This is a genomic window from Cryobacterium sp. TMT1-19 (assembly GCF_004403055.1).
GTDB classification, from domain to species: Bacteria; Actinomycetota; Actinomycetes; order Actinomycetales; family Microbacteriaceae; genus Cryobacterium; species Cryobacterium sandaracinum.
Map to the genome: position 1 here is coordinate 24,362 of NZ_SOHB01000029.1, position 19,673 is coordinate 44,034.

Sequence of the window (19,673 nt, forward strand, 5' to 3'; positions counted from 1 at the left end):
CCCACTCACTCCGACTCCCACATCGGCACGCGCAGGCCGCGCTCCCGGGCCACCTCCGCGGCCCGCTGATACCCGGCGTCGACGTGCCGCATCACGCCGGTGCCGGGGTCGTTGGTGAGCACCCGGGCGATCTTCTCTGCGGCCAAGGGGGTGCCGTCGGCCACGATCACCTGGCCGGCGTGGATGCTGCGGCCGATCCCGACGCCGCCGCCGTGGTGGATCGACACCCAGGTGGCGCCCGACGCCGTGTTCAGCAGCGCGTTCAGCAGCGGCCAGTCGGCGATCGCATCCGACCCGTCCAGCATGGCCTCGGTCTCCCGGTAGGGCGAGGCGACCGAGCCGGAGTCGAGGTGGTCGCGGCCGATCACGATCGGCGCGCTCAGCTCGCCCGACGCCACCATCTCGTTGAACTTCAGGCCGGCCCGGTGCCGTTCCTGGTAGCCGAGCCAGCAGATCCGGGCGGGCAGGCCCTCGAAGTGCACGGTGTTCTGCGCCTTCGTGATCCAGCGGCGCAGGTGCTCGTCCTCGGGGAACAGCTCCACGATGGCCCGGTCGGTCGCCGCGATGTCGGCCGGGTCGCCCGAGAGCGCCACCCAGCGGAACGGGCCTTTGCCCTCGGCGAACAGCGGGCGGATGTATGCGGGCACGAACCCGGGAAAATCGAACGCCCGCGCGCAGCCCCCGAGCTCCGCCTCCGCCCGGATCGAGTTGCCGTAGTCGAAGACCTCGGCACCGGCATCCTGGAAGCCCACCATCGCGGTGACTTGTTTGGCCATGGACGCCCGGGCGCGCTCGGTGAACTCCTCGGGCTTCGCGGCCGCGTAGTCGTGCCACTCCTCCGCAGTGACACCCTCCGGCAGGTAGGCCAGCGGGTCGTGCGCGCTGGTCTGGTCGGTGACGATGTCGATCGGCACCCGCCGCTCCAGCAGCTCGGCGAACACGGTCGCCGCGTTGCCGACCACGCCCACGGAGAGGGCGCGCTTCTCGTTCTTCGCCGCGAGTACCCGGGCGATGGCGTCGTCGAGGGTGGGTGCCAGTTCGTCGAGATAGCCATGCTCGACCCGGCGCAGTAGCCGGGACTCGTCCACGTCGACGATCAGCACGGCGCCGCCGTTCATGGTCACGGCCAGCGGTTGCGCGCCGCCCATGCCGCCGGCCCCACCGGTGAGGGTGAGCGTGCCGGCCAGGGTGCCGCCACTGTGTTTGTGAGGCCCGCCCTCACGGGCGGCGATCTTCGCGGCCACGGCGGCGAAGGTCTCATACGTGCCCTGCAGGATGCCCTGGGTGCCGATGTAGATCCACGAACCCGCCGTCATCTGGCCGTACATCGTCAAGCCGAGGGCCTCGAGGCGGCGGAACTCCGGCCAGGTCGCCCAATCGCCGACCAGGTTGGAGTTGGCGATCAGCACCCGCGGCGCCCACTCGTGCGTGCGGAACACGCCGACCGGCTTGCCGGACTGCACCAGCAGCGTCTCGTCCTTTTCCAGCGTGGTGAGCGTGCGAACGATGGCGTCGTAGGCCTCCCAGTTGCGGGCGGCCTTGCCCGTGCCGCCGTAGACCACCAGGTTCTCCGGGTGCTCGGCCACCTCGGGGTCGAGATTGTTCATCAGCATCCGCAGCGGGCCCTCGGTCTGCCAGCTCTTCGCGGTCAACTTGGTGCCGCGGGCGGCGCGCACGGGGCGGGATTCGGACATCACTGTCTCCTAGGGGGTTCGGGGGTTCGGGCGATTCGGGGTCGATCAGTCCGTAGGGAGGTTGGGGACGGCACGGCTGAGACCGGCGGACACGTGCCCGGCAGCCTGGGCCAGCAGCGGGCCGTAGCGACGGATGTCCGCGGTCTCCACCCGGTAGCTCGGGATGACCAGGCTCAGGGCGGCGATTGTTCTGGCCTCCGAACGGATCGGCGCGGCCAGGGCCGTGACATCCGTTTCGACGCCGCGTTCGACGACCACGTAGCCGGTTTCCGGGGTATGCCCGGTGAGCACCTGCCCGGCCGCGGAGCGTTCGAGCGGCACGGTGCGGCCGACCCAGCTCGTGTGCCGCACCGAGTGGGTGCCCTCGACGATGGCGATGTAGAGCCCGGTGGCGTTGTGGCCCTCGACGCTGAGGTAGACGGACTCGCCGGTCTCGGCGACGAGCCGCTCCATGGCCGGGCGGGAGAGGGTGACCAGCGACTCGCTGCTGAGCGACTGCGCGCCGAGCTGGATGATGCGGCTGCCCGGCAGGTAGGCGCCGTCGTCGGTCTTGTGCACGAAGCCGCGGGTCTCGAGCGTGCGCAGCAGGCGCAGGGCGGTGCTCGGTGCGAGGGCGACGGCGCGTGAGCTCTCCGAGAGCGTGAGCCCGTCGGCGTCGCAGATCACGGCAAGCAGGTCGAGGGCTCGTTCCACGGTTCGGGTGGACGACTCGGCCATGGGTGCTCTCCCGGTACTCGTGCGGATGCTGATGTCATCCAGTAAAACTCAAGTGCCACTCTATGGCAAGAGGCGGATGGGGGACCCGTTCCCATTCACCGGGTCCAGGGCATGACCGCGGACACCGCCCACGTCCTCGCCGACTCCTCCACCTCCCGCGAACTTGTCTACGCCGCGGCGGGGAGTCGACGACGGATGCTGCTCAGCCGGTGGGGTCAGTGACCTCCGCCGAGGTTGCCGGCGAGGCGGGCGTGGATATTGGTGCTGGCATCGTTCATACCCACGATCACGGCGCGTTTGCCGAGACGTTCATATTTGTTCGTGATGGAGTCGAGGGCTGCGACGGTGGAGGCGTCCCAGATGTGGGAGGCGGCCATGTCGATGACGATGCGGTCCGGGTCTTCTGCGTACTCGAACTGGGTGGTGAGGTCGTTGCTTGACGCGAAAAAGAGCGCGCCGGTCACGGTGTAGTACGCAGTCGGGACAGACTCATCATTGGACAAGCTGCGTTCAACGTCTACGAGGTGCGCCACCCGGCGGGCGAAGGCGACCATTGCCACGAGAACCCCGACGACTACGCCGATGGCGAGGTTGTGGGTAATTACGACCACGGCGACTGTGGCGACCATGACCGTAGTTTCGCTTTTTGGCATCCTCTGAAGTGTGGACAGACGGATGCTGTGCCAGTCGAAGGTCAGCACCGAGACGATGATCATCACGGCCACCAGGGCGGCCATGGGGATGATGGCGACGACATCGCCGAGAGCGACGACCAGGATCAGCAGGAATACGCCGGCAAGGAACGTGGAGATGCGGGTTCGGGCACCGGAGGCCTTCACATTGATCATGGTCTGGCCGATCATGGCGCACCCGCCCATGCCGCCGAAGAAGCCGGAGAGCATGTTGGAGACGCCTTGACCCCAGGTTTCGCGGGTCTTGTGGGAGTGGGTGTCGGTGACCTCGTCGACGAGTTTGGCCGTCATGAGGGACTCGAGGATGCCGACCATGGCCATGGCCAGCGCGTAGGGGGCGATGATCGTGAGCGTCTCTGCGTTGAGGGGAACGTTTGGGATGAAGAGTTCGGGGAGGCTCCTTGGCAGTTCGCCCTGGTCGCCGACGGTGGGCACGTTGATTGCGATGGTGACGGTTGCGATGGTCAGCACCACGATGGCGACCAACGGGGCGGGGATAATCTTGGTGAACCGGGGCATGACGACCATGATGATGATCCCGATCGCCACCAGCGGGTACACCATGAGCGGCACCCCGAGCAGTTGCGGCAACTGTGCGATGAAGATGAGGATGGCCAAGGCGTTCACGAATCCGACCATGACGCTGCGCGGGATGAAACGCATGAGCTTGGCCACACCCAGCACGCCCAGGATCACCTGCAGGAGCCCGGCCAGGATGACCGTGGCGATGAAATAATCCATGCCGTACTCGCGTGCTACCGGGGCGATCACTAGGGCGATGGCTCCCGTTGCGGCGGTGATCATCGCGGGGCGGCCGCCGAGGAACGCAATGGATACGGCCATCACGAAGGACGAAAACAGTCCAACCCGTGGGTCGACGCCAGCGATGATGGAGAACGAGATCGCTTCCGGGATCAGCGCCATCGCGACGACGAGGCCGGCGAGAACTTCTCGGGTGAGGAGCCGCGGAGTCCGAAGTGCTGTCATCACCGATGGTTCGGCTTTGTAACGGTCGGGCGTGGGGGTTTTTTGAGCGAGTGCCATGGGGCCTCCAGGGACGGGGCTCGCGGTGGCGGGCCAGAATAGGGCGAAGGGGAAGGGGAAGGGGTGCGCCCGGTGCGCACAATCATCCGCCGATACGGCGAGGATGGATGGTGGGCTGTCACACATTGTCAGCCGACGATCACAACTCTACCCTAACGTTAGGGTTATGTTCGAGTCCACGCATGAGAGGTCCCGCCATGTCACCGACTGAGCCAACGGCAACTATGCATATCGGCGAACTGGCCGAACGCACCGGACTGTCACTGCGAACCATCCGCCACTACGACGAAATCGGTTTGCTCAGGGCCTCCGGCCGGACCGATGGCGGCTTCCGCCTCTACACGGACGAAGACCTGGCCCGGTTGATCCTGATCCGGCGCATGAAGCCGCTGGGCTTCTCGCTTGAAGAAATGATGTCGCTCCTCAAGACCATCGACACACTGGACGGCGCCATCGAGGGCGCCGACATTGCCGCCGTGAGGTCAGACCTGGAGTCCTTCATCGCACAGGCCGAGGAGCGGCGCCAGGGGCTGCGGGATCAGCTCGCAATGGCCGACGAATTCCTTGCTCTCCTGCGCCAGCAGTGAGCGAGTGCCCTGCGGTGGACTCAGGTGGCTGAAGGTTTAGAACAGCTCACTTCTGCGAATTCACGGGACTCTTTGAAGTGTGACCCGCTGTCGCCCTGACGACCGCCGCTCGAACGAAAACGGCATCGCTGACGGTGACGACAGCTTTGCGAAGAATGTCCTTGCCGTCGAATCCGCTGCAACATTTGAAGCCCGCGGACTCGGCAAGGCCGTGCTGTCCGTGAGCCTAAGCGTCTCTGACGACGAGCGGCTCAATGAAGTGCCGGGCCAGCGAGCCCCGCCGATCGAGATCGATGCCCCTCTGGCGCTGGAGCCGGGCACACTCACGATCCCGTTCGACACGGCGGACCTGGACCCGGGAGCCAACCTGGCGGTACTCCGGTTCAACAATGACACCCAAACATTCGAGTTCCCGGCCGATCAGGCCGTCGACCTTGAGAGGGGAATCGCGACAGTTCAGACCCCCGACGGCGGGATCATTTCGGCGCAACGCTCCGCTCAGACGCGTCCGGCCGACTGGGCCGAGCTCGATAGCGGAGCCGGGAACCCCGAAGGCGAAGCTGTTTTGGGCTCCCGCTTCTCTCAGACGTTGGCGACTGCTGGTCCAGCGACACCGACTTCACAATTCGTCATTGTCGATGTCGACGAGTTCGACGCCATCCGGGCCAGCGAGATAGCGACCCCACGCGGAGGCAATGCGTCAGCGAATATCGACGTAGTCCTCACACTCGACTCCTCGGGATCGATGTCGTGGAATGACCCCTGGTGGGGCCCGCAAGACGGCCTCGAAGTCCTTCGTCGATTCTCTGCGGACCGGGGATCAGGCTGCTGTTGTGGACTTCGACCATTCAGCGTCGGTGTATCGATCGATGACCATAGACTTCGAACTCGGGCCGCGGCCAGCGACACCACCGTCTACACGGTGGGCCTCGGGTACGGGACCAACACCGCCCTTCTGAGCTCGATCGCGGCCTCGACCGGCGGAACATAAGAACAGGCGCTGAGGGAAGCCAGAACCACTACAGCCACCCACATCGACAACCAGTTTCTGTGCGCCATGCATTCAGGATGGCCTAATTCACCAAAGACCTCCCAACGAACACGGCCCGAGACATCGAACGTCCCGTTCACGCTCAGGTAACGAGACACTTCAGTAATTTCTGCTGTCCAGCCCACGGCCACGTGATTGACGATTCGGGCACCGCATGACTCCACGCGGCATCAGATCCAACGCCGCTTCCAGCGGGTCAATTTCAGCCGAGTGCGACAGAGCCAAGTGCCGGGTAATCGGGCGGGAGATAGGCCCCGACCGTGAGTGTGTACATTGCCGGCATGTCCCACGCGCCGGGGACCTCAATCTCCTGGGTCGATGCTCCTGGACCAATCGAGGCAATCTCGTAACCGTCCTCGGAGGAGCCCCAGTGGCCCTCTGCATCCTGAACCAGTGCGTCCTGCTTCAGGTACAGACGAAGGTCCGTCTCGTCTCCGGTCCGGAAGTTCTCGAGCACGATCCAAACCGAACCGCCCTCCCGGCGCTGGATATCGACGGTGCCGGTGGTTTCTGCTGCCTGCGAGACGAACTCCCCGCTGAGAGGCAGTTGCTGCTCGAACTCGCTCAGCTCAGGCGTTTCGGCGGGGGCGGATGTAATCGGCGAGCTTGAGGTGGGCATCGGTGGCGACGAAACAGGATTGGACGAAAACGCGCATCCGCCCAACAAAGCGACCGGAATCCCGACCGCGCCAATCCATCGAAATGCCCGTATCCGCCCCATGCCGTCCACCCTAGATGCACGCACCGCATCAAACAGCGATTCGACGCAAGCGAGGCAGCATCACTTGTTGGCAGAGGTTATGAAGGCCCCGCCTGCAGCCCCGGCGAACAGCAAACATCAACGCGCCGTGCTGCACGTCCTGGACGGCAAATCCTCGGCAGTTCGGCTCTCCGCCAGCAAGGGCAGGCACCCACTGGGAGAGCCAGTCACACACGCCCTCCTAAATCGTCCGACGCAGACTTACGTGCTCAACCTAGATTCCGGTGTCCATTACCCGGACGAGCAATGGCAGTGGTTTGGCGTCGCTGACGGAGATTCGCAGTGGGTGCCAGTGTCCCTGATCGATATCGACCGGGACGAATCCGGCAAAGCGGCAGGCGAGATCGGCGTCGAGAATAGTTGGAACGCTCGTTCACCTCATATCTCGTACGGAGCCACGACTTTGGGTATCGGGGGCAAAGAGTTCGTCCTCGAACGGATCGAACCGTTTGAGGGATTGACGCAAGCCCTACTCGCCAACATTCGTGCAGACGGGTTCGGAAATTGAATGTGTGGGTCGACACTACTTCGTGAAAGTTGAGATCACACGCGAAGCCTGAACGGCCCTTGTTGCCGCGCATCATCACCGCAATGATTGATGTATGGCAGATAAGCAGAACGATGTCGATGAGATCTGGGATGACTGGAAAGACGCGGTCACGATGACCGCCAGTGAGATCAAATCGTGGCTCGACACGGACGAATCCAAGGAGGTCGGACAAAAAATCGATGGCAGCGGAGAGTCCATCGGGCACAAGTCCGGTCGCAGGATCGTGACAATTCTCGGAACGAAGAAAGCCGATCTGACTGCGTCCGATGTCGAACACATGCATAAGGTGGTCAGCTACGTGAAGCGGCACAGGGCACAGGGACCGGATTCTGATATCGAGCACTCACGATGGCGATACTCGCTGATGAACTGGGGAAATGATCCACTGAAGAAGGTATGACGTAATAGAAAGGTGCGGAGTACACCAGGCGCGCCGCTGCAGGAGCGCCTGTTTCATTATGGTGCGGGTTCGGGAGGTGCGACGATTTCGGTGAATCCGGCTCGGTGGAACATGGAGACGGGGTGCCGACAAACCTCACAAGCAGCGTTTTGGCGCACCTGTATTTAGGCGTGTTCAGCGCCAACGCAGCATGGCTCGTCCTGCCCGTCATGGCGTTTGGGACTGCCCCGCCGACGCAACGATCGCTGAAAATGGTCTCGCACGAGCGACCACCGCACCGATCCCCCGGAAACTGGTCAGCGTCCCCGCCTGGATCTTCTCCTCCCCGCGGCGCACTACAGTGCACCTGCCCGAGCACTGGCTCTGTGAGAAACCCTGGACGGCCCCGTTCGACCAGAACTTCCGCCCACGACAACCCGCCTAATCTGACCAACCAACCAACCAGTCAGCATCGGCATCAACTGGAGTGCCAGGGATCACCTCGGGCCGCGAGACCCAGACCTCACCCGCACTTGAATCTCCCCAAGCCCGATAGACCTCAGAGCCGCGTTCACGCGGAGGGCTGTCCGGGCGCGGGCACGGGGTCCAGGTGCTGCGTGTTCACGGGCTTCAAGTTCGACCACGTCTGCCCTCTATCGCATCTGCGCGGCGCATATCCGCCTTGTCACGCTTGCGGCGCTCCTGATCACAACGGCGCACGACGTAGAAAACCAAGCTGACGACCATCAAAACAACAACGATCACGGCGACGATCCACAACACATCGGCGGTATTCATTCGTGTTCCGCCCTTGGTAACGCAAGCGTTGGCGGTCTAGATGGCTTTCCTGTAAATGCGCTTCGCATGCTAGCCCCCCCCCCCCGGGCGCACTCCCCGCAGGTGTGTACAAACGAGTTGGTGCATATGATTGTCGTGGAAACGAAAGGAATGAAACTTGAGCGGCACTGACAAATTCAAGAATGACGGAGAAAAAGTCATCGGTATGGCTAAAGAAGCGGTGGGTGATGCCACGGACAACGACAAACTCCAAGCCGAAGGCAGGGCCGATCAAACAAAAGCCGACCTGAAGCAGGCGGGCGAAGACATCAAAGACGCCTTTCGAGGTTGAGCATCATCGCGCCCGAACGGCAGCGCCAGAACCGAGAGACTCCTCGGAGGATCGCGCGGCGCGCCGTCACGCTTATCGTTCGCCGTTACCGACAAAACGCGGAGATTAGAGGATCAGCATGAATGGCAATGGCAGCACCCAGAATGAACCGATTGAGGCCCAGCACTCTCAATCGGATGACGACAAGGTCGGGGGGATTCTCGCACAGGAGGAGGCAGACCTCGCTGGCCACAGCAAGCCCCAAGTTCTCGACGCGTTGCGTGAACGATTCGCAAATATTGGTTACACCATGAGCGAGGCAGCTCTCCAGGACCATGCACGTCGAATTGCCGGACTCGACCCAAATGATTTCTCAAGCAAGTGACCGTGACTAAGTAGCGGCGCGCGGCGGCAAATTTTTTTGGATGCCCATAGGAGCCAGCGAAACCAGGCGGCGATGCAAATGTCTCGTACCCTCAGGACGCGGCCAGTATTCGACTTTAACGACACTCCGAAGTGCGCCTCGACGCTGCCCGCATTCCCCGGGTGAACTACTTCCTCGAGAGGCTTCGCCCCTCGGACAGCGACTTCCCCGCAGGCTAAACATGTCGATACAACGTGTGACGGTTGATCCCGAGCTCCTTGTGGAGGGCGCCCACCTTCGTTTCTCTGCCCGTCGCAGCTATGGCCTGGAGAATCTTGGCCCGGCGTCATCTTGAAATGGTGCCCACCGGTCCTGCCTCTCGCTCGCGCCACTGCGAGCCCGGTAACGGTGCGCTCCGAAATGAGTGGTCGCTCCGATTCGGCCAGGCCGCGAAGATCCCGGATACGATCTTTCCGGGGTGACGTCCGTCTGATCTGACCGGTGTGTAACCGGCGCCTACGACTCGGTCAAGGGCAGTGACGGGGACGAAATTATCGAACTCACATGCGACGTTGTCCTCGTCACTGGCGTGCTGATGAGCCATCCGGGGACCGGGACTCATCCGAGCAGAGTGGTATCCGTTTCTCGGGCCAGGCACTCGGTCTGAGCGTGAAACTCGGCGTGGTGTTCCGCTGTCCTAATAATGATGGACCAAGGCGACCCGTCCAGCCCCGACAGCATCGCCGCATTTTGCCAGACGTACAGCCACAGGCCGAGCATGGCCTCGTCGACCGCGGCCGGGGTCTTTAAATGGTGGTTGCAGATCGCAAACGTCGTGACACTTAAGTGATCGTAGATCAGGCCGAACGCGGCCTGATTACCGGAAGCCATGCTGAGCATCAGCGTCTGCTGATCGGATGCCTCAGACATCGGCGTCACTGCACTGGTCCGCTTCGATAGCTGGCGTCCGTTGACATTGTTCTGCACATAGGATCTCCACTGCTGAAAGGCCGAGGCTCGTGACATGTGGTGAAACTTGACTATGACCAGGCAATCTACGTGCGATACCGGTTGAGGTCATCGCGACAATAGCACTCGCTGCGGTCTAGGGCTGTCTCCTGACCGGTTGAGTCGTGATTCGAGAAGATATCAGTGCCGGACACCGACGCCTCACCGGAATTGACAACGCCTGTGGAAGCGAACACGAACTTTCCACATTTCTGCTGACTACCGCAGAAGTCGCAGGCCATATTGGCCAACTCCTCTCGGCCGACGACGACTGGTCGGCCGGACACAATGTCAACTACTGGGTTGGTCCGCGCTCCATGCCGATGTGGCTACCCGCAAGCGATGCTGCCTTGCCCGCCGCAGAATTGCTCGCGGGCGAATGAACACGCGGACTCGATATGGAGCGCCGATCAGGCCTCACCCAAGAGGAAGTGGTCCTCCTCCTCGGCGAAATCAGCAGTTAGGGAGCCTACGACGCACGGCTATTGGTCATGCCACCGGACGCCTCGGTTCCGAACACCGTAAGGGGTTCGGCTACCGTATCTCTGCCAGCGCGGGGCTGCTAAGGGGGTTCAACCGACTTACGGTCCAGATGACGGCGGCGAAAATGACGGTGGCAACAGCGATAGCAAGGGCATAGAGCGCGACGATGCCGTATCCCTGTGCCGGGTTCAAGAAGGGGTAGGGCACCCATCCGTCGGTTGCCCCGCGGAGGAGCACGACCATGATCCACACGATGGGGTAGATGAGGGCAATCCATAGTTCGTTCCATCGGAGTGGGCTGCGGTCGTTGTAGATCAGCCAATCGAGGGCTGCGTAGAGGGGCAGGACGACGTGCAGCACGGTGTTGGCCCAGGCCAGAGAGACGCCTCCTTCGAGCCCGGCGAGCAGCAAGTTGTAAACGAATCCGGTGATCACTATGTAGGTTGTGGCACACCCGCGCGCTAATACCAAACGCAGGGATTGGTGTCTCCCGGAGAAGGAAACGAAGGCGGAGACTGCCAGCACGATGACCACAATGATGTTGCTCTGCATCGTGAAAAACCCGAAAAAGTTGAAGGGGTTGATCGTGGCGCGGGTGGCTGTGTCGAAGAATGTCGACACGATCGCCGCTATGCCGAGGAGCACGATGGCCAGGCGAAGTGAAGGAGCAAGGAGTTTCATATTTCGTCTCTGATCGGTGGTACGGGTGCTGTGCACTTCTGTGTCACGAATCCTAAGGGCTGCGACTTACACGGCAGATGCCAGTGCTGGGGAACTGATGCCCCTGACTTTGATTCCACGGCCCGGGGTGCATGCGCGAAGGATCGATGGGGCCATTAGCTCCCAGGCCTTCCGGTCGCTGGCGCACGAGCCACGACCGCGGTTCCCTGCGGGACCTGGACGGGTCGGCCAGGCATTCGCCCGGCTCGCGCGGCGTGACTATGTCAGTCGCGAAGCAGCGCATCGCAGCGAACGCATCCGAGAGCGCGCTCCTTTTCCTGCCCAAGGGCGCAGTGGTGTTGACCATGACGCGGACAGCGTTTGAGAACTCCGGCCGTGCAGTCGAGTTCGGGCAGCGCTGCTACGCGCCCGACTTCTATAGCTTCGAAAACACCCTCGTCGACAAATGATCGGGCACCTGACCCGGAATCTGAGGGGTGCAACAACCTAAGTATCGAGACTGTCGCTGCGGTGCGTCCCGCTAGAGTTCCACGCCGTTAGGCGGCATCAACGCGGGCACGATCCTGGGGGTTGTGCCCTTGCGGCGGTAGAGGTGTCCTTGCTCAGGGTCGCCGTCCATGACGCTGGCGTCGGCTTAAATGATGGCGTGCCAGAGGGCCTTGAACCGGGCGACTTCTCCCGGGTGGAGCCACCACTGGGCGCACCACGGTGTGGGTTTAGTTCCGACGACCTCGACAATGGCGAGGTGGCTGGTGAGCCAGTCGAGGAACATTTGGCGGACGTCGACCATGTCCTCGTCAATGCCCGGTCGAGTCGCAATCGTCGTGCTCCGCCATGTGCTGCCACCTCCGCTGCAACGGTGTCGTCGGGCACCGCGACCGGTGCCGGCGCGGGGGCCGGTGTCCTGGTCGTGGCGCGGTTGATGGTGGTGGTGAGGGTTGTGTCGAGGGACCAGAAGACGGTGTTGACCATTACGGGTCGGCATTTGGAGCTGAAGACGATGGCGCGCCATTCGGGGAGGGAGCCGAGGGCGGCGATATCGCGGGTGTTGACCTTGCGGTTGTCGGTGCAGCTGGAGTGGTGGCCGTCTTTGCCGGTGGAGGTGCCGTAGGTGATTTCGCCGTGTTCACCGATGAGGGCCGCCAGGGACCGGAGGGAAACGCCGTCGCCGGATCCTCCGCCGAAGACCCGGGTCGCGCTGCATCCCCAGTTTGGCGCGCTCACGAGGCACTCAGCCGAACTGCACGCCGCGCTGCACCAGGAACGGCCGCGGGTCGACGGCGGTGCCGTCCGTTCGCACCTCGAAGTGCAGGTGGCAGCCGGTGGAGGCCCCGGTGCTGCCGACGCTCGCGATGACCTGCCCAGCGATGACCGTCTCGCCGACGCTCACGAGGGTCTGGCCCTCGGCGAGATGCGCGTAGCCGGTGGCGATACCGTTGCTGTGGTTGATCAGGATCCAGTTGCCGTAGGTACCCAGAGGTGCTGCCGTGGCCACGACCCCCGCGCTCGCCGCATAGACGGCCGCCCCGCACGCCGCGCCGATGTCGGTGCCGCCGTGGAAGTCGTTCACCTCAGGCAGCGGTTTATCGTGCCGGGGACCGAAGGCATCCGTCAGGGAGCCGACCGCCGGCGCGGCCCAGCCCGCACTGCTCGGCTGGCCTCGGAGCCGGCCGCCGAAGTCGTCGGTGCCGGCCGCGGGAACCAGGTTGGGCAGCGGTGTCAGAACCAGGGCGACCGGCGTGCTCGCCGCGAGATCGGCCACCCTAGCGGAGGCCGCATCGAGCTCCTGCTGGGCGCCCTCCATGGCGAGGCGGGTGTCGGCGAGCGGGATGGCCTCGATCGCTGCCCGAAGTGCGGCGTCCTGGTCCTGCAGCGCATTCTCACGCTTCGTGTCGGCGTCGACCTGGGCCTGCACCTCGTCGAAGCTGTTCGTGAGCCGGTCCAGGCTTTCGAGCGTGGCGAGCCGGGCGAGCAAATCATTGCCGTCGCTGCTGCCCGCGAGCAGCACGTCCACGGCCTCGGGCCCCGATCGCTGCAGGGTGGCGCGAACGAGCGTCGCCAGCGCCCGCCGGGATGCCTCGGCACTGGCGGCGGCGTCGGCGCCGTGGTCGCGCACCAGATCGGCCTGCACGACAGTGGCGTCATAGTCGGCCTTGGCCCCGGCGTAGGCCAGTTTCGCTGCGTCGTAGGCGGCCTGAGTGCCGGCGGCGGCCGTTCGGGCGTCTGCTGCTGCTGCCCGGGCGGCGGATGCCTGGGCCTCGGCCGTGCGGGCGGCCGCGGCCGCTTGCTGGGCTGAGAAGGCGGCGGCCTGCGCTACTACTGCTGCTGCAGCTCGATCGGCTGAGGCTGATCCGGCATCCGCGGTCAGCTCTGCCGGTGCCGGTACCTGTGCAGTCGGCTCGGCGGCCGTTTCAGGCTCCGTGGGTGCGGACGGCTCTTCGCCGGACGCTGGGGGAGTGGTGGGTGTTGGTGTCGGGGTCGGCTCACCCGTCGGCTCCGTGGTGGGGGCTGGAGCCGGTGCCGGTTCGAGCGTGGGGGTAGGGGTGATTGTTGGCTCGGGCTCGGGCTCGGGCAAGGGCTCGGGGACGGGTGTCGGGATGAGCGTCGGCACCGAGGAAGAAGTCGGCGCATTGATGGGGCAGGGCGCGGCGGCCGAGTCGACCGGATCCGCGGCCGGCGGGGCATTCGTCGGGAGGAGCGTGGGACATGTCTCAGGGACAGCGGGCACCGCGGCAGCCGGATCCTCCGTTGCAGCAATAGGGGCGTCGTCGGCGAGGGACCGTGTGGGTGTCCCGAAAATCGTGAGGGCGACGATGACGGCGGCGGCGAGCGGCGTCGCGAGGTACCGCGGCGGGACCGGGGGCAGGGAAAGGCGGAGACGAGATCGGGGGGAGAGGTTCATGAGTCTCCGCAGTTCACTGTTTCAGGGCATCGATTCAGGGCATCGATTCAGGGTATCGACGGGCAATCCCGGGGCGGTTGCAACGGGTTAGTGGGTCACATCATGACATGGGCCCGAGGGGCCGACAAGCGATTGACGCAGCCCGGATGCCGTGCTGCCCTGCGACGCCTGCGGGGCCTCAGGCCAGCGGCCCGACCACGCCCGCCGCGGCATCCCGCACCGCGCCCGACGCCACGAGGCCCACGATCGCCTCGATCTCGGGGGAGAGAAACCGGTCGTGGCCGGGGCCGTCGGCCACCGTGCGTACGAGGGCCCGCACCGCGCCGGTGGCCGCGCCGGGAGTGAGCGGCGCGCGCAGGTCGAGCGACCGCGACGCCGTCATCACCTCGATCGCGAGCACCCGGCCGAGGCCGTCGATCGAGTGCCGCAGCTTGCGGGCGGCCGCCCAGCCCATCGACACATGGTCCTCCTGCATGGCCGACGACGGGATCGAGTCGACGGATGCCGGCACCGCCAGCCGCTTCAAAACCGACACGATCCCGGCGGCGGTGTACTGGGCGATCATCAGCCCCGAGTCGACGCCGACCTCTTGCGCCAGGAACGGCGGCAGTCCCTTGTTGCGGTTCGCGTCGAGGTGGCGGTCGGTGCGCCGCTCGCTCATGCTCGCGACGTCCGCGGCGGCGATCGCGAGGAAGTCGAGCACGTAGCCCACCGGGGCGCCGTGGAAGTTGCCGTTGGACTGCACCCGGCCGTCAAGGGTGACCACGGGATTGTCAACCGCGCTGGCCAACTCGCGGCCGGCGATCAGGGCGGCGTGGTCCATCGTGTCCCGGGCGGCGCCGTGCACCTGCGGGGCGCAGCGGATGGAGTAGGCGTCCTGCACGGTGGGGTCGTCGGGACCGGAATGGCTGGCGAGCAGCGGGGAACCGGCCAGCAGCGCGCGCAGATTGGCCGCGCTCGTGGCCTGGCCGAGCTGGGGGCGGAGGGCCTGCAGGTCGGCGGCGAAGGCGGCATCCGTGCCGAGGAGGGCCTCGACACTCATGGCCGCAGCGATGTCGGCGGTCGTGAGCAGGCGGGACAGGTCGGCGAGGGCGAGCACGAGCATCCCGAGCATGCCGTCGGTGCCGTTGATCAGGGCGAGCCCCTCCTTCTCGGCCAGCACGACCGGGGTGATGCCGGCCGCGGCCAGGGCCAGACCGCCATCCATCAGGGTGCCGGACGCATCCCGCACCAGCCCCTCGCCCATCACCGCGAGCGCGCAGTGCGCGAGCGGTGCGAGGTCGCCCGAGCAGCCGAGCGAGCCGTATTCGTGTACGACGGGCGTGATCCCGGCGTTGAGCAGGGCCGCGTAGGTCTCGGCGACCACGGGCCGCACGCCGGTGCGCCCGGTCATCAGAGTCGACAGGCGTAGCAGCATCAGCGCGCGCACGACCTCGCGCTCGACCTCGGGACCGCTGCCCGCGGCGTGCGAGCGCACCAGGCTCGCCTGCAGCTGGGCGCGGCGGGCGCTCTCGATGAACGTCGTCGCAAGAGCCCCGAAGCCGGTAGAAATCCCGTAGTGCGGGTTCACGTCCTGCGCGAGTCCCTCGATGATGCGGCGGGTCGAGGCGACGCCCTCACGCGCCGCCACGGGCAGCAGGACGGGCGCATCGTGGCGGGCCACCGCGGTGACGTCGGCGAACGAGATCGGGCCGGTACCCACGGTGACGGATGCGCTAGCGAGGTTCATACTCCGATTCGACACCAGCCGGGCCGCCCGCACGACGGGATTAGAGTGGATGCTGTCCGGGATACCGGACATTCAGCGGTGCCGTTCACGCACACCGTTCACGGGAGGCAGGCGCATGACCCCGTCGAAGGTTCCGGCGGCGCAAAGCACGCTGCGCATCCTCTCCCATCTGGCCACGCAGCGTGGCCCGGTGCCGGCGTCCCAGATCGCCACGGCCCTCGGCCTGCCCCGCTCGAGCGTTTACGACCTGCTCGCGGTGCTCGCCGACCAGGGCTTCGTGGTGCACCTGCCCGAGGAACAGCGATACGGCCTCGGACTGGCCGCCTTCGAGCTGAGCTCGGGCTTCTCCCGGCAGCAGCCCCTCTCACACCTTGGCCGTCCGCTCGTCGCTGCGCTGGTCGACCGGCTCAGTGAGAGCGCCCACCTCGTCGTGCTGCACGGGCGCGACGTGATCTACCTCGTCGAGGAGCGCGCCCCCCGTCGCCCGTCGCTGGTGACGGATGTCGGCGTGCGCCTCCCGAGCCACCTCACCGCGAGCGGGCGTGCGCTCCTCGCCGCGCTGCCGGCAGCCCAGCTGCGGGCGCTGTACCCCAACGCCGCCGCCTTCGCCACGCGCCACGGCCGGGGACCACGCACCACGGCGGAGCTGCGCACCCTGCTTGAACAGGTGCGCCGGGACGGGTATGCCCTGGAGGACGGGGAGATCACGGAGGGGATGGCATCCGTCGCCGTCGCCGTGCGCGACCACGCGGGCTGGCCCGCCGCGGGCATCGCCGTCACCTTCCCACGCGAGCGCATCGCCGAGGCGGACTGGCCGGCGCTCGCCGCGCAGCTCGGCGGCACCGCCGCGCAGCTCTCCCGGCGCATCCGCGGCACGTAGCCCTGCGGCGCATGTGTTGCCTGCCCTCGGCTCCCCGCCTCCGCGCTGCCTGCCGTGGCTCGCGGCCTCCACAACGCTCGCGGCGCACCCTGTGGAGGCGGGCGCACGTTAGAACATGTGCCCGCTTCCCTACCCTGCGCCGCGAGGACGCGCCGCACCGCCGGCCCGCCGCCGCCAGACGGCCTCGCGGCTACTCACCGAGCGTCGTGTGCAGGAAGGCAGCCACCTTCTCGCGCATGGTTGCGTCGAGGATGCCGATCGAGTGCAGCGTTCCCGGCACCGTCACGAGCTCGTGGGCGACGCCCGAGCGTTCGAGTGCCGCCGCATACCCGGTGGCCTGCGACAGCGGAATGTACTCGTCGGTCGACGAGCCGAGGAATACGGGCGGATCGCTGCGGTCAAGGGTGCTCGCCGGCGACGCGGCCGTGGCATTGGCGCAGTCGCGCAGGGTTTCGCAGCCGACGTAGTCGCGCACAATGTTCTGCAGCCCCGCGGGGGCCCGGCCCGTGACGAGCGCCTTGTGGCTGAGGTCGAGCGGCGCGGAGAGTTCGGCGACCGCGGCGACCCGGGCCCCCGTGGTCAGCGACCCGGAACCGCGGGTGCCGAGCAGGGCGGCGAGGTTGCCGCCGGCCGAGCCGCCGAACACGCCGATCCGGTCGGGGTCGATGCCGTAGGTCTGCGCATTGACGGGGTTGCGGGCCCACTCCACGGCCAGGGCGACGTCGTCGAGCGCGGCGGGGAACACTGCATCCGGTACCATCCGGTAGTTCACCGAGTAGGCGACGAATCCCTCGGAGGCGAGCCAGGCGCAGACTGCGCGCCAGTCGCTGTTGCCCTTGTCGCCTCGAGCCCAACTGCCGCCGTGGATGGAGATGACGGCCGGACGCAGCGCGGCCGCCGCGTCCTCCGATGACAGCACGACCGGCGGCGCCGCCTCGAGGGTCGTTTCCCCAGCGGGGGTGATCGCCGGCGAGCACACGTCGAGAGTGAGCACGGCACCGTCCGCCTGGGTGCCGTACTCAACATTTTCGTCGACCGTGATGCCACCTGGCCGCTCGAACGTTCGGATGCCGACGATCTGGGTCGTGACGAGCTCGCTGCGCTGGTCGCCGGGTTCGTCGGGCGTCACGGAATACAGCTGGGGGCGGAAGCCGCCGAGGAGGGCCGTCGCAGCCACGGCGATGCTCACCGCGCCGGCAATCGTCAGAAAACGGATGCGACGCGAGCCGAATCGGGGATGGCGTGGGCCGGTGTTCACGTGTGCTCCGAGCTGCGGGGTAGTGCATTGAGACTAATTCGTCTCTCGCGCCGCACCGAATCCCGTTCGGGGGGGCGGGGCGGGGCGTCCTCGCCTGGATTAGCGCGTCGGCGTCGGGTCCGGGGCCTCGTCGGCCTCGTCGGCCTCGTCGGCCTCGTCGGCCTCTGGCAGGATATGCGGCCGTAGGGCGGTGAGAATGCGGGTGACGTCCATCGCGACCGTCGCCGCGACCCCCAGCGACATCACCGGGGCAGAGTTTCGCCGCTCGTCCAGCTCGGTCATCAGGTCCGTCAGAGCGGCACCCGCCTCGGCGAATGCCGCCTGCTCGTCATCATCCGTGTCCCAGTCCCGCAGCACGGCGGCCGCGGCGTGTAAGGTCCGGCCGAGCGCCGGCCGCAACTCGGGGTGCAACTCGAGCTGGACCGGCTGACCCCAGACCGCCGCGGCTAGCACCTCCGTCAAGTCGCGCACGTGGAAGGTCACGTCCTCAAGGGCCGACAGCTCGTCGTAGTCCGAGCGAAGATCCCGCTGATGCACGCGGGCGCGCGGGTTGCCCTTGCGACTGTCATCGGCGTGACTGACCGCCACGCGCACCGCGCGGCCAACCGCCACGAGCTCCTGACTGCGGAAGGCCCAACCGTCCCGTTCAGGCGGCCAGCTGTCGGCCAGGGCGTCGGCCACCTCCGAGAGCTGGTCGGCCAGGGTGCGGCGAAAGCGGATCAGCTGCTGGCCGACGGCTTCGAAGGCCAACGGCGGAAAGAAGAGGAGGTTCACGGCGAGGCCGATCACGATTCCCAGCGTCATCTGCACCAGATACCCGATGGAATAACCGTCGGCATTCGGCCCGCCGACGATCAGCACGAACAGCGCCGTCACCGGAATGTACTCCCGGCTGGCGCCGAACCAGCCGGTGGCCGAGATCGCGGCGCCGACGCCGACCGCGAGCGAGATGGTGAGAACGTTCGGCTCGCTCAAAACGATGACCGCCCCCGCGAGCAGGATTCCGACGGTGAGGCCGCCCAGGGTCTGCAGGGCGTTTCGCACCGAACTCATCAGCGTCGGGTACATGCTCACTAGCGCGCCCAGCGGGGCGTAGTAGGGGTAGTCATCCGCCACACCAGGCAGCAACGGCGCGATCGACCAGGCGATGGCGACGGCGATGGCGGCCTTGACCGCCTGCACGATTCTCGGGCTGGTCGCGGCCACTCCCAGCCAGGACACCGTCCTCCGTGCGCGATGCACACTCACCTGCGCCGAAGTGCCGGCGGCTGCCCGATCCCGGGTCATGGCCGGGTTCCCGGGATCGTCTTGGCGAAGCAGACGCTGAAGGCTTCGCCCACGTACTGACCGAACAGGGGAACCTCCCGGTAGCCGACGCTCCGATAGAAGGAGAGCGCCGCATAGCTCTCCGGCCCGGTCTCCAGCACGATTTCTCGGATGCCGCGGGCCGCGGCATCCGTCTCGATCCCCGCCAGCAGGCGGGCGGCCACGCCGCGGCCCCGGGCGTCGGGGTGCACGAACATGCGCTTCAGCTCCGCCGCGCTGGTCGTGCCGGCCCCACCCACCAGCGCGGCGATCCCCAGGGCGCGGGCCGTCGCATCCCGCACGACGTACACGGCGACACCCGGCTGCTCGAGCTCGTCGACGTCGAGCAGAAAGTTGCTCTCCGGTGGGTACAGCGAGTGGGCGCAATCGCCACTCAGTCGCAGCAACTCGGCGATCTCCGGCTGCCGCGGGGACTCAATGTTGATGGTCGTCAGCATGTGAACAGAGTAAACGGTGAAGG

At 66.1% G+C, this 19,673-nt stretch carries 22 protein-coding genes; 9 read left to right on the forward strand and 13 right to left on the reverse strand.

Annotated features, from left to right (window positions below; genetic code table 11):
* Nucleotides 1–5: 5 nt before the first annotated feature.
* From hutU to E3T40_RS07975, 3 genes are all read right to left on the reverse strand, one after another.
* Nucleotides 6–1,694, reverse strand: coding sequence for a urocanate hydratase (gene hutU, locus E3T40_RS07965; protein WP_104193945.1), 1,689 nt, complete (start codon nucleotides 1,692–1,694; stop codon nucleotides 6–8).
* A gap of 45 nt (nucleotides 1,695–1,739) precedes the next feature.
* Nucleotides 1,740–2,411 (reverse strand): IclR family transcriptional regulator, encoded by a 672-nt coding sequence (locus E3T40_RS07970; RefSeq protein WP_134543086.1) that lies wholly within the window; start codon nucleotides 2,409–2,411, stop codon nucleotides 1,740–1,742.
* A 215-nt stretch (nucleotides 2,412–2,626) separates the two neighbouring features.
* A complete protein-coding gene (locus tag E3T40_RS07975; protein WP_134543087.1) occupies nucleotides 2,627–4,147 on the reverse strand; it encodes a SulP family inorganic anion transporter in 1,521 nt (506 codons plus the stop codon).
* A gap of 224 nt (nucleotides 4,148–4,371) precedes the next feature.
* Here E3T40_RS07975 and E3T40_RS07980 point away from each other — a divergent pair, with 224 nt between their 5' ends.
* Nucleotides 4,372–4,734 carry a MerR family transcriptional regulator gene (locus E3T40_RS07980; RefSeq protein WP_233191505.1) on the forward strand — a complete coding sequence of 121 codons (363 nt, stop codon included), beginning with the start codon at nucleotides 4,372–4,374 and terminating at the stop codon, nucleotides 4,732–4,734.
* 79 nt (nucleotides 4,735–4,813) lie between these two features.
* The gene (locus tag E3T40_RS07985; RefSeq protein WP_134543088.1) at nucleotides 4,814–5,725 is read left to right on the forward strand and encodes a hypothetical protein; all 912 of its coding nucleotides are present in this window, start codon (nucleotides 4,814–4,816) and stop codon (nucleotides 5,723–5,725) included.
* A gap of 262 nt (nucleotides 5,726–5,987) precedes the next feature.
* Here E3T40_RS07985 and E3T40_RS07990 read toward each other — a convergent pair whose 3' ends face one another.
* Nucleotides 5,988–6,404, reverse strand: coding sequence for a hypothetical protein (locus E3T40_RS07990; protein WP_134543089.1), 417 nt, complete (start codon nucleotides 6,402–6,404; stop codon nucleotides 5,988–5,990).
* Between E3T40_RS07990 and E3T40_RS07995 the strand changes: the two genes are divergently transcribed.
* A complete protein-coding gene (locus E3T40_RS07995; protein WP_134543090.1) occupies nucleotides 6,397–7,053 on the forward strand; it encodes a hypothetical protein in 657 nt (218 codons plus the stop codon). The genes E3T40_RS07990 and E3T40_RS07995 overlap by 8 nt on opposite strands.
* Before the next feature lie 94 nt (nucleotides 7,054–7,147).
* Entirely contained in the window at nucleotides 7,148–7,495 is a 348-nt protein-coding gene (locus tag E3T40_RS08000) for a DUF3140 domain-containing protein (protein ID WP_104102610.1), read from the forward strand.
* Between the two features lie 609 nt (nucleotides 7,496–8,104).
* On the opposite strand, the gene E3T40_RS16325 is transcribed toward E3T40_RS08000, so the two are convergent.
* Nucleotides 8,105–8,272: a hypothetical protein gene (locus E3T40_RS16325; protein WP_158252110.1), complete on the reverse strand. Its 168-nt coding sequence runs from the start codon at nucleotides 8,270–8,272 to the stop codon at nucleotides 8,105–8,107.
* Between the two features lie 157 nt (nucleotides 8,273–8,429).
* Between E3T40_RS16325 and E3T40_RS08005 the strand changes: the two genes are divergently transcribed.
* Together E3T40_RS08005 and E3T40_RS08010 are read left to right on the forward strand one after the other, a co-directional pair.
* The gene (locus E3T40_RS08005; protein WP_104169477.1) at nucleotides 8,430–8,603 is read left to right on the forward strand and encodes a CsbD family protein; all 174 of its coding nucleotides are present in this window, start codon (nucleotides 8,430–8,432) and stop codon (nucleotides 8,601–8,603) included.
* A gap of 118 nt (nucleotides 8,604–8,721) precedes the next feature.
* On the forward strand, nucleotides 8,722–8,967 hold the full coding sequence (locus E3T40_RS08010) for a hypothetical protein (protein WP_134543091.1): 246 nt from the start codon (nucleotides 8,722–8,724) through the stop codon (nucleotides 8,965–8,967).
* A gap of 597 nt (nucleotides 8,968–9,564) precedes the next feature.
* On the opposite strand, the gene E3T40_RS08020 is transcribed toward E3T40_RS08010, so the two are convergent.
* Complete coding sequence (locus E3T40_RS08020) at nucleotides 9,565–9,933, reverse strand: hypothetical protein (RefSeq protein WP_134543092.1); 369 nt, start codon at nucleotides 9,931–9,933, stop codon at nucleotides 9,565–9,567.
* Between the two features lie 146 nt (nucleotides 9,934–10,079).
* Here E3T40_RS08020 and E3T40_RS08025 point away from each other — a divergent pair, with 146 nt between their 5' ends.
* A complete protein-coding gene (locus E3T40_RS08025) occupies nucleotides 10,080–10,337 on the forward strand; it encodes a hypothetical protein (RefSeq protein WP_134543093.1) in 258 nt (85 codons plus the stop codon).
* Between the two features lie 151 nt (nucleotides 10,338–10,488).
* Here E3T40_RS08025 and E3T40_RS08030 read toward each other — a convergent pair whose 3' ends face one another.
* Nucleotides 10,489–11,118 (reverse strand): Pr6Pr family membrane protein, encoded by a 630-nt coding sequence (locus E3T40_RS08030; protein ID WP_104169480.1) that lies wholly within the window; start codon nucleotides 11,116–11,118, stop codon nucleotides 10,489–10,491.
* A 260-nt stretch (nucleotides 11,119–11,378) separates the two neighbouring features.
* On the opposite strand from E3T40_RS08030, the gene E3T40_RS17025 reads away from it, so the two are divergent.
* A complete protein-coding gene (locus E3T40_RS17025) occupies nucleotides 11,379–11,567 on the forward strand; it encodes a UTRA domain-containing protein (protein ID WP_241981713.1) in 189 nt (62 codons plus the stop codon).
* A 185-nt stretch (nucleotides 11,568–11,752) separates the two neighbouring features.
* On the opposite strand, the gene E3T40_RS16330 is transcribed toward E3T40_RS17025, so the two are convergent.
* The 3 genes from E3T40_RS16330 to hutH all read right to left on the reverse strand — a co-directional run bounded on the left by E3T40_RS16330 (nucleotide 11,753) and on the right by hutH (nucleotide 15,749).
* Nucleotides 11,753–11,908: a DUF4913 domain-containing protein gene (locus E3T40_RS16330; protein ID WP_166786603.1), complete on the reverse strand. Its 156-nt coding sequence runs from the start codon at nucleotides 11,906–11,908 to the stop codon at nucleotides 11,753–11,755.
* Nucleotides 11,909–12,349: 441 nt separating this feature from the next.
* Nucleotides 12,350–14,020, reverse strand: coding sequence for a M23 family metallopeptidase (locus tag E3T40_RS08045; protein ID WP_134543096.1), 1,671 nt, complete (start codon nucleotides 14,018–14,020; stop codon nucleotides 12,350–12,352).
* A 178-nt stretch (nucleotides 14,021–14,198) separates the two neighbouring features.
* A complete protein-coding gene (hutH, locus tag E3T40_RS08050) occupies nucleotides 14,199–15,749 on the reverse strand; it encodes a histidine ammonia-lyase (RefSeq protein WP_134543097.1) in 1,551 nt (516 codons plus the stop codon).
* 115 nt (nucleotides 15,750–15,864) lie between these two features.
* On the opposite strand from hutH, the gene E3T40_RS08055 reads away from it, so the two are divergent.
* Complete coding sequence (locus E3T40_RS08055) at nucleotides 15,865–16,629, forward strand: IclR family transcriptional regulator (protein ID WP_134543098.1); 765 nt, start codon at nucleotides 15,865–15,867, stop codon at nucleotides 16,627–16,629.
* A gap of 190 nt (nucleotides 16,630–16,819) precedes the next feature.
* Here the strand turns inward: E3T40_RS08055 and E3T40_RS08060 are convergent, their stop codons facing one another.
* The 3 genes from E3T40_RS08060 to E3T40_RS08070 form a co-directional block, all read right to left on the reverse strand.
* Entirely contained in the window at nucleotides 16,820–17,887 is a 1,068-nt protein-coding gene (locus E3T40_RS08060) for an alpha/beta hydrolase (protein ID WP_134543099.1), read from the reverse strand.
* 99 nt (nucleotides 17,888–17,986) lie between these two features.
* The gene (locus tag E3T40_RS08065; RefSeq protein ID WP_134543100.1) at nucleotides 17,987–19,108 is read right to left on the reverse strand and encodes an aromatic acid exporter family protein; all 1,122 of its coding nucleotides are present in this window, start codon (nucleotides 19,106–19,108) and stop codon (nucleotides 17,987–17,989) included.
* Nucleotides 19,109–19,170: 62 nt separating this feature from the next.
* On the reverse strand, nucleotides 19,171–19,650 hold the full coding sequence (locus tag E3T40_RS08070) for a GNAT family N-acetyltransferase (RefSeq protein ID WP_104170568.1): 480 nt from the start codon (nucleotides 19,648–19,650) through the stop codon (nucleotides 19,171–19,173).
* Nucleotides 19,651–19,673: the final 23 nt, after the last annotated feature.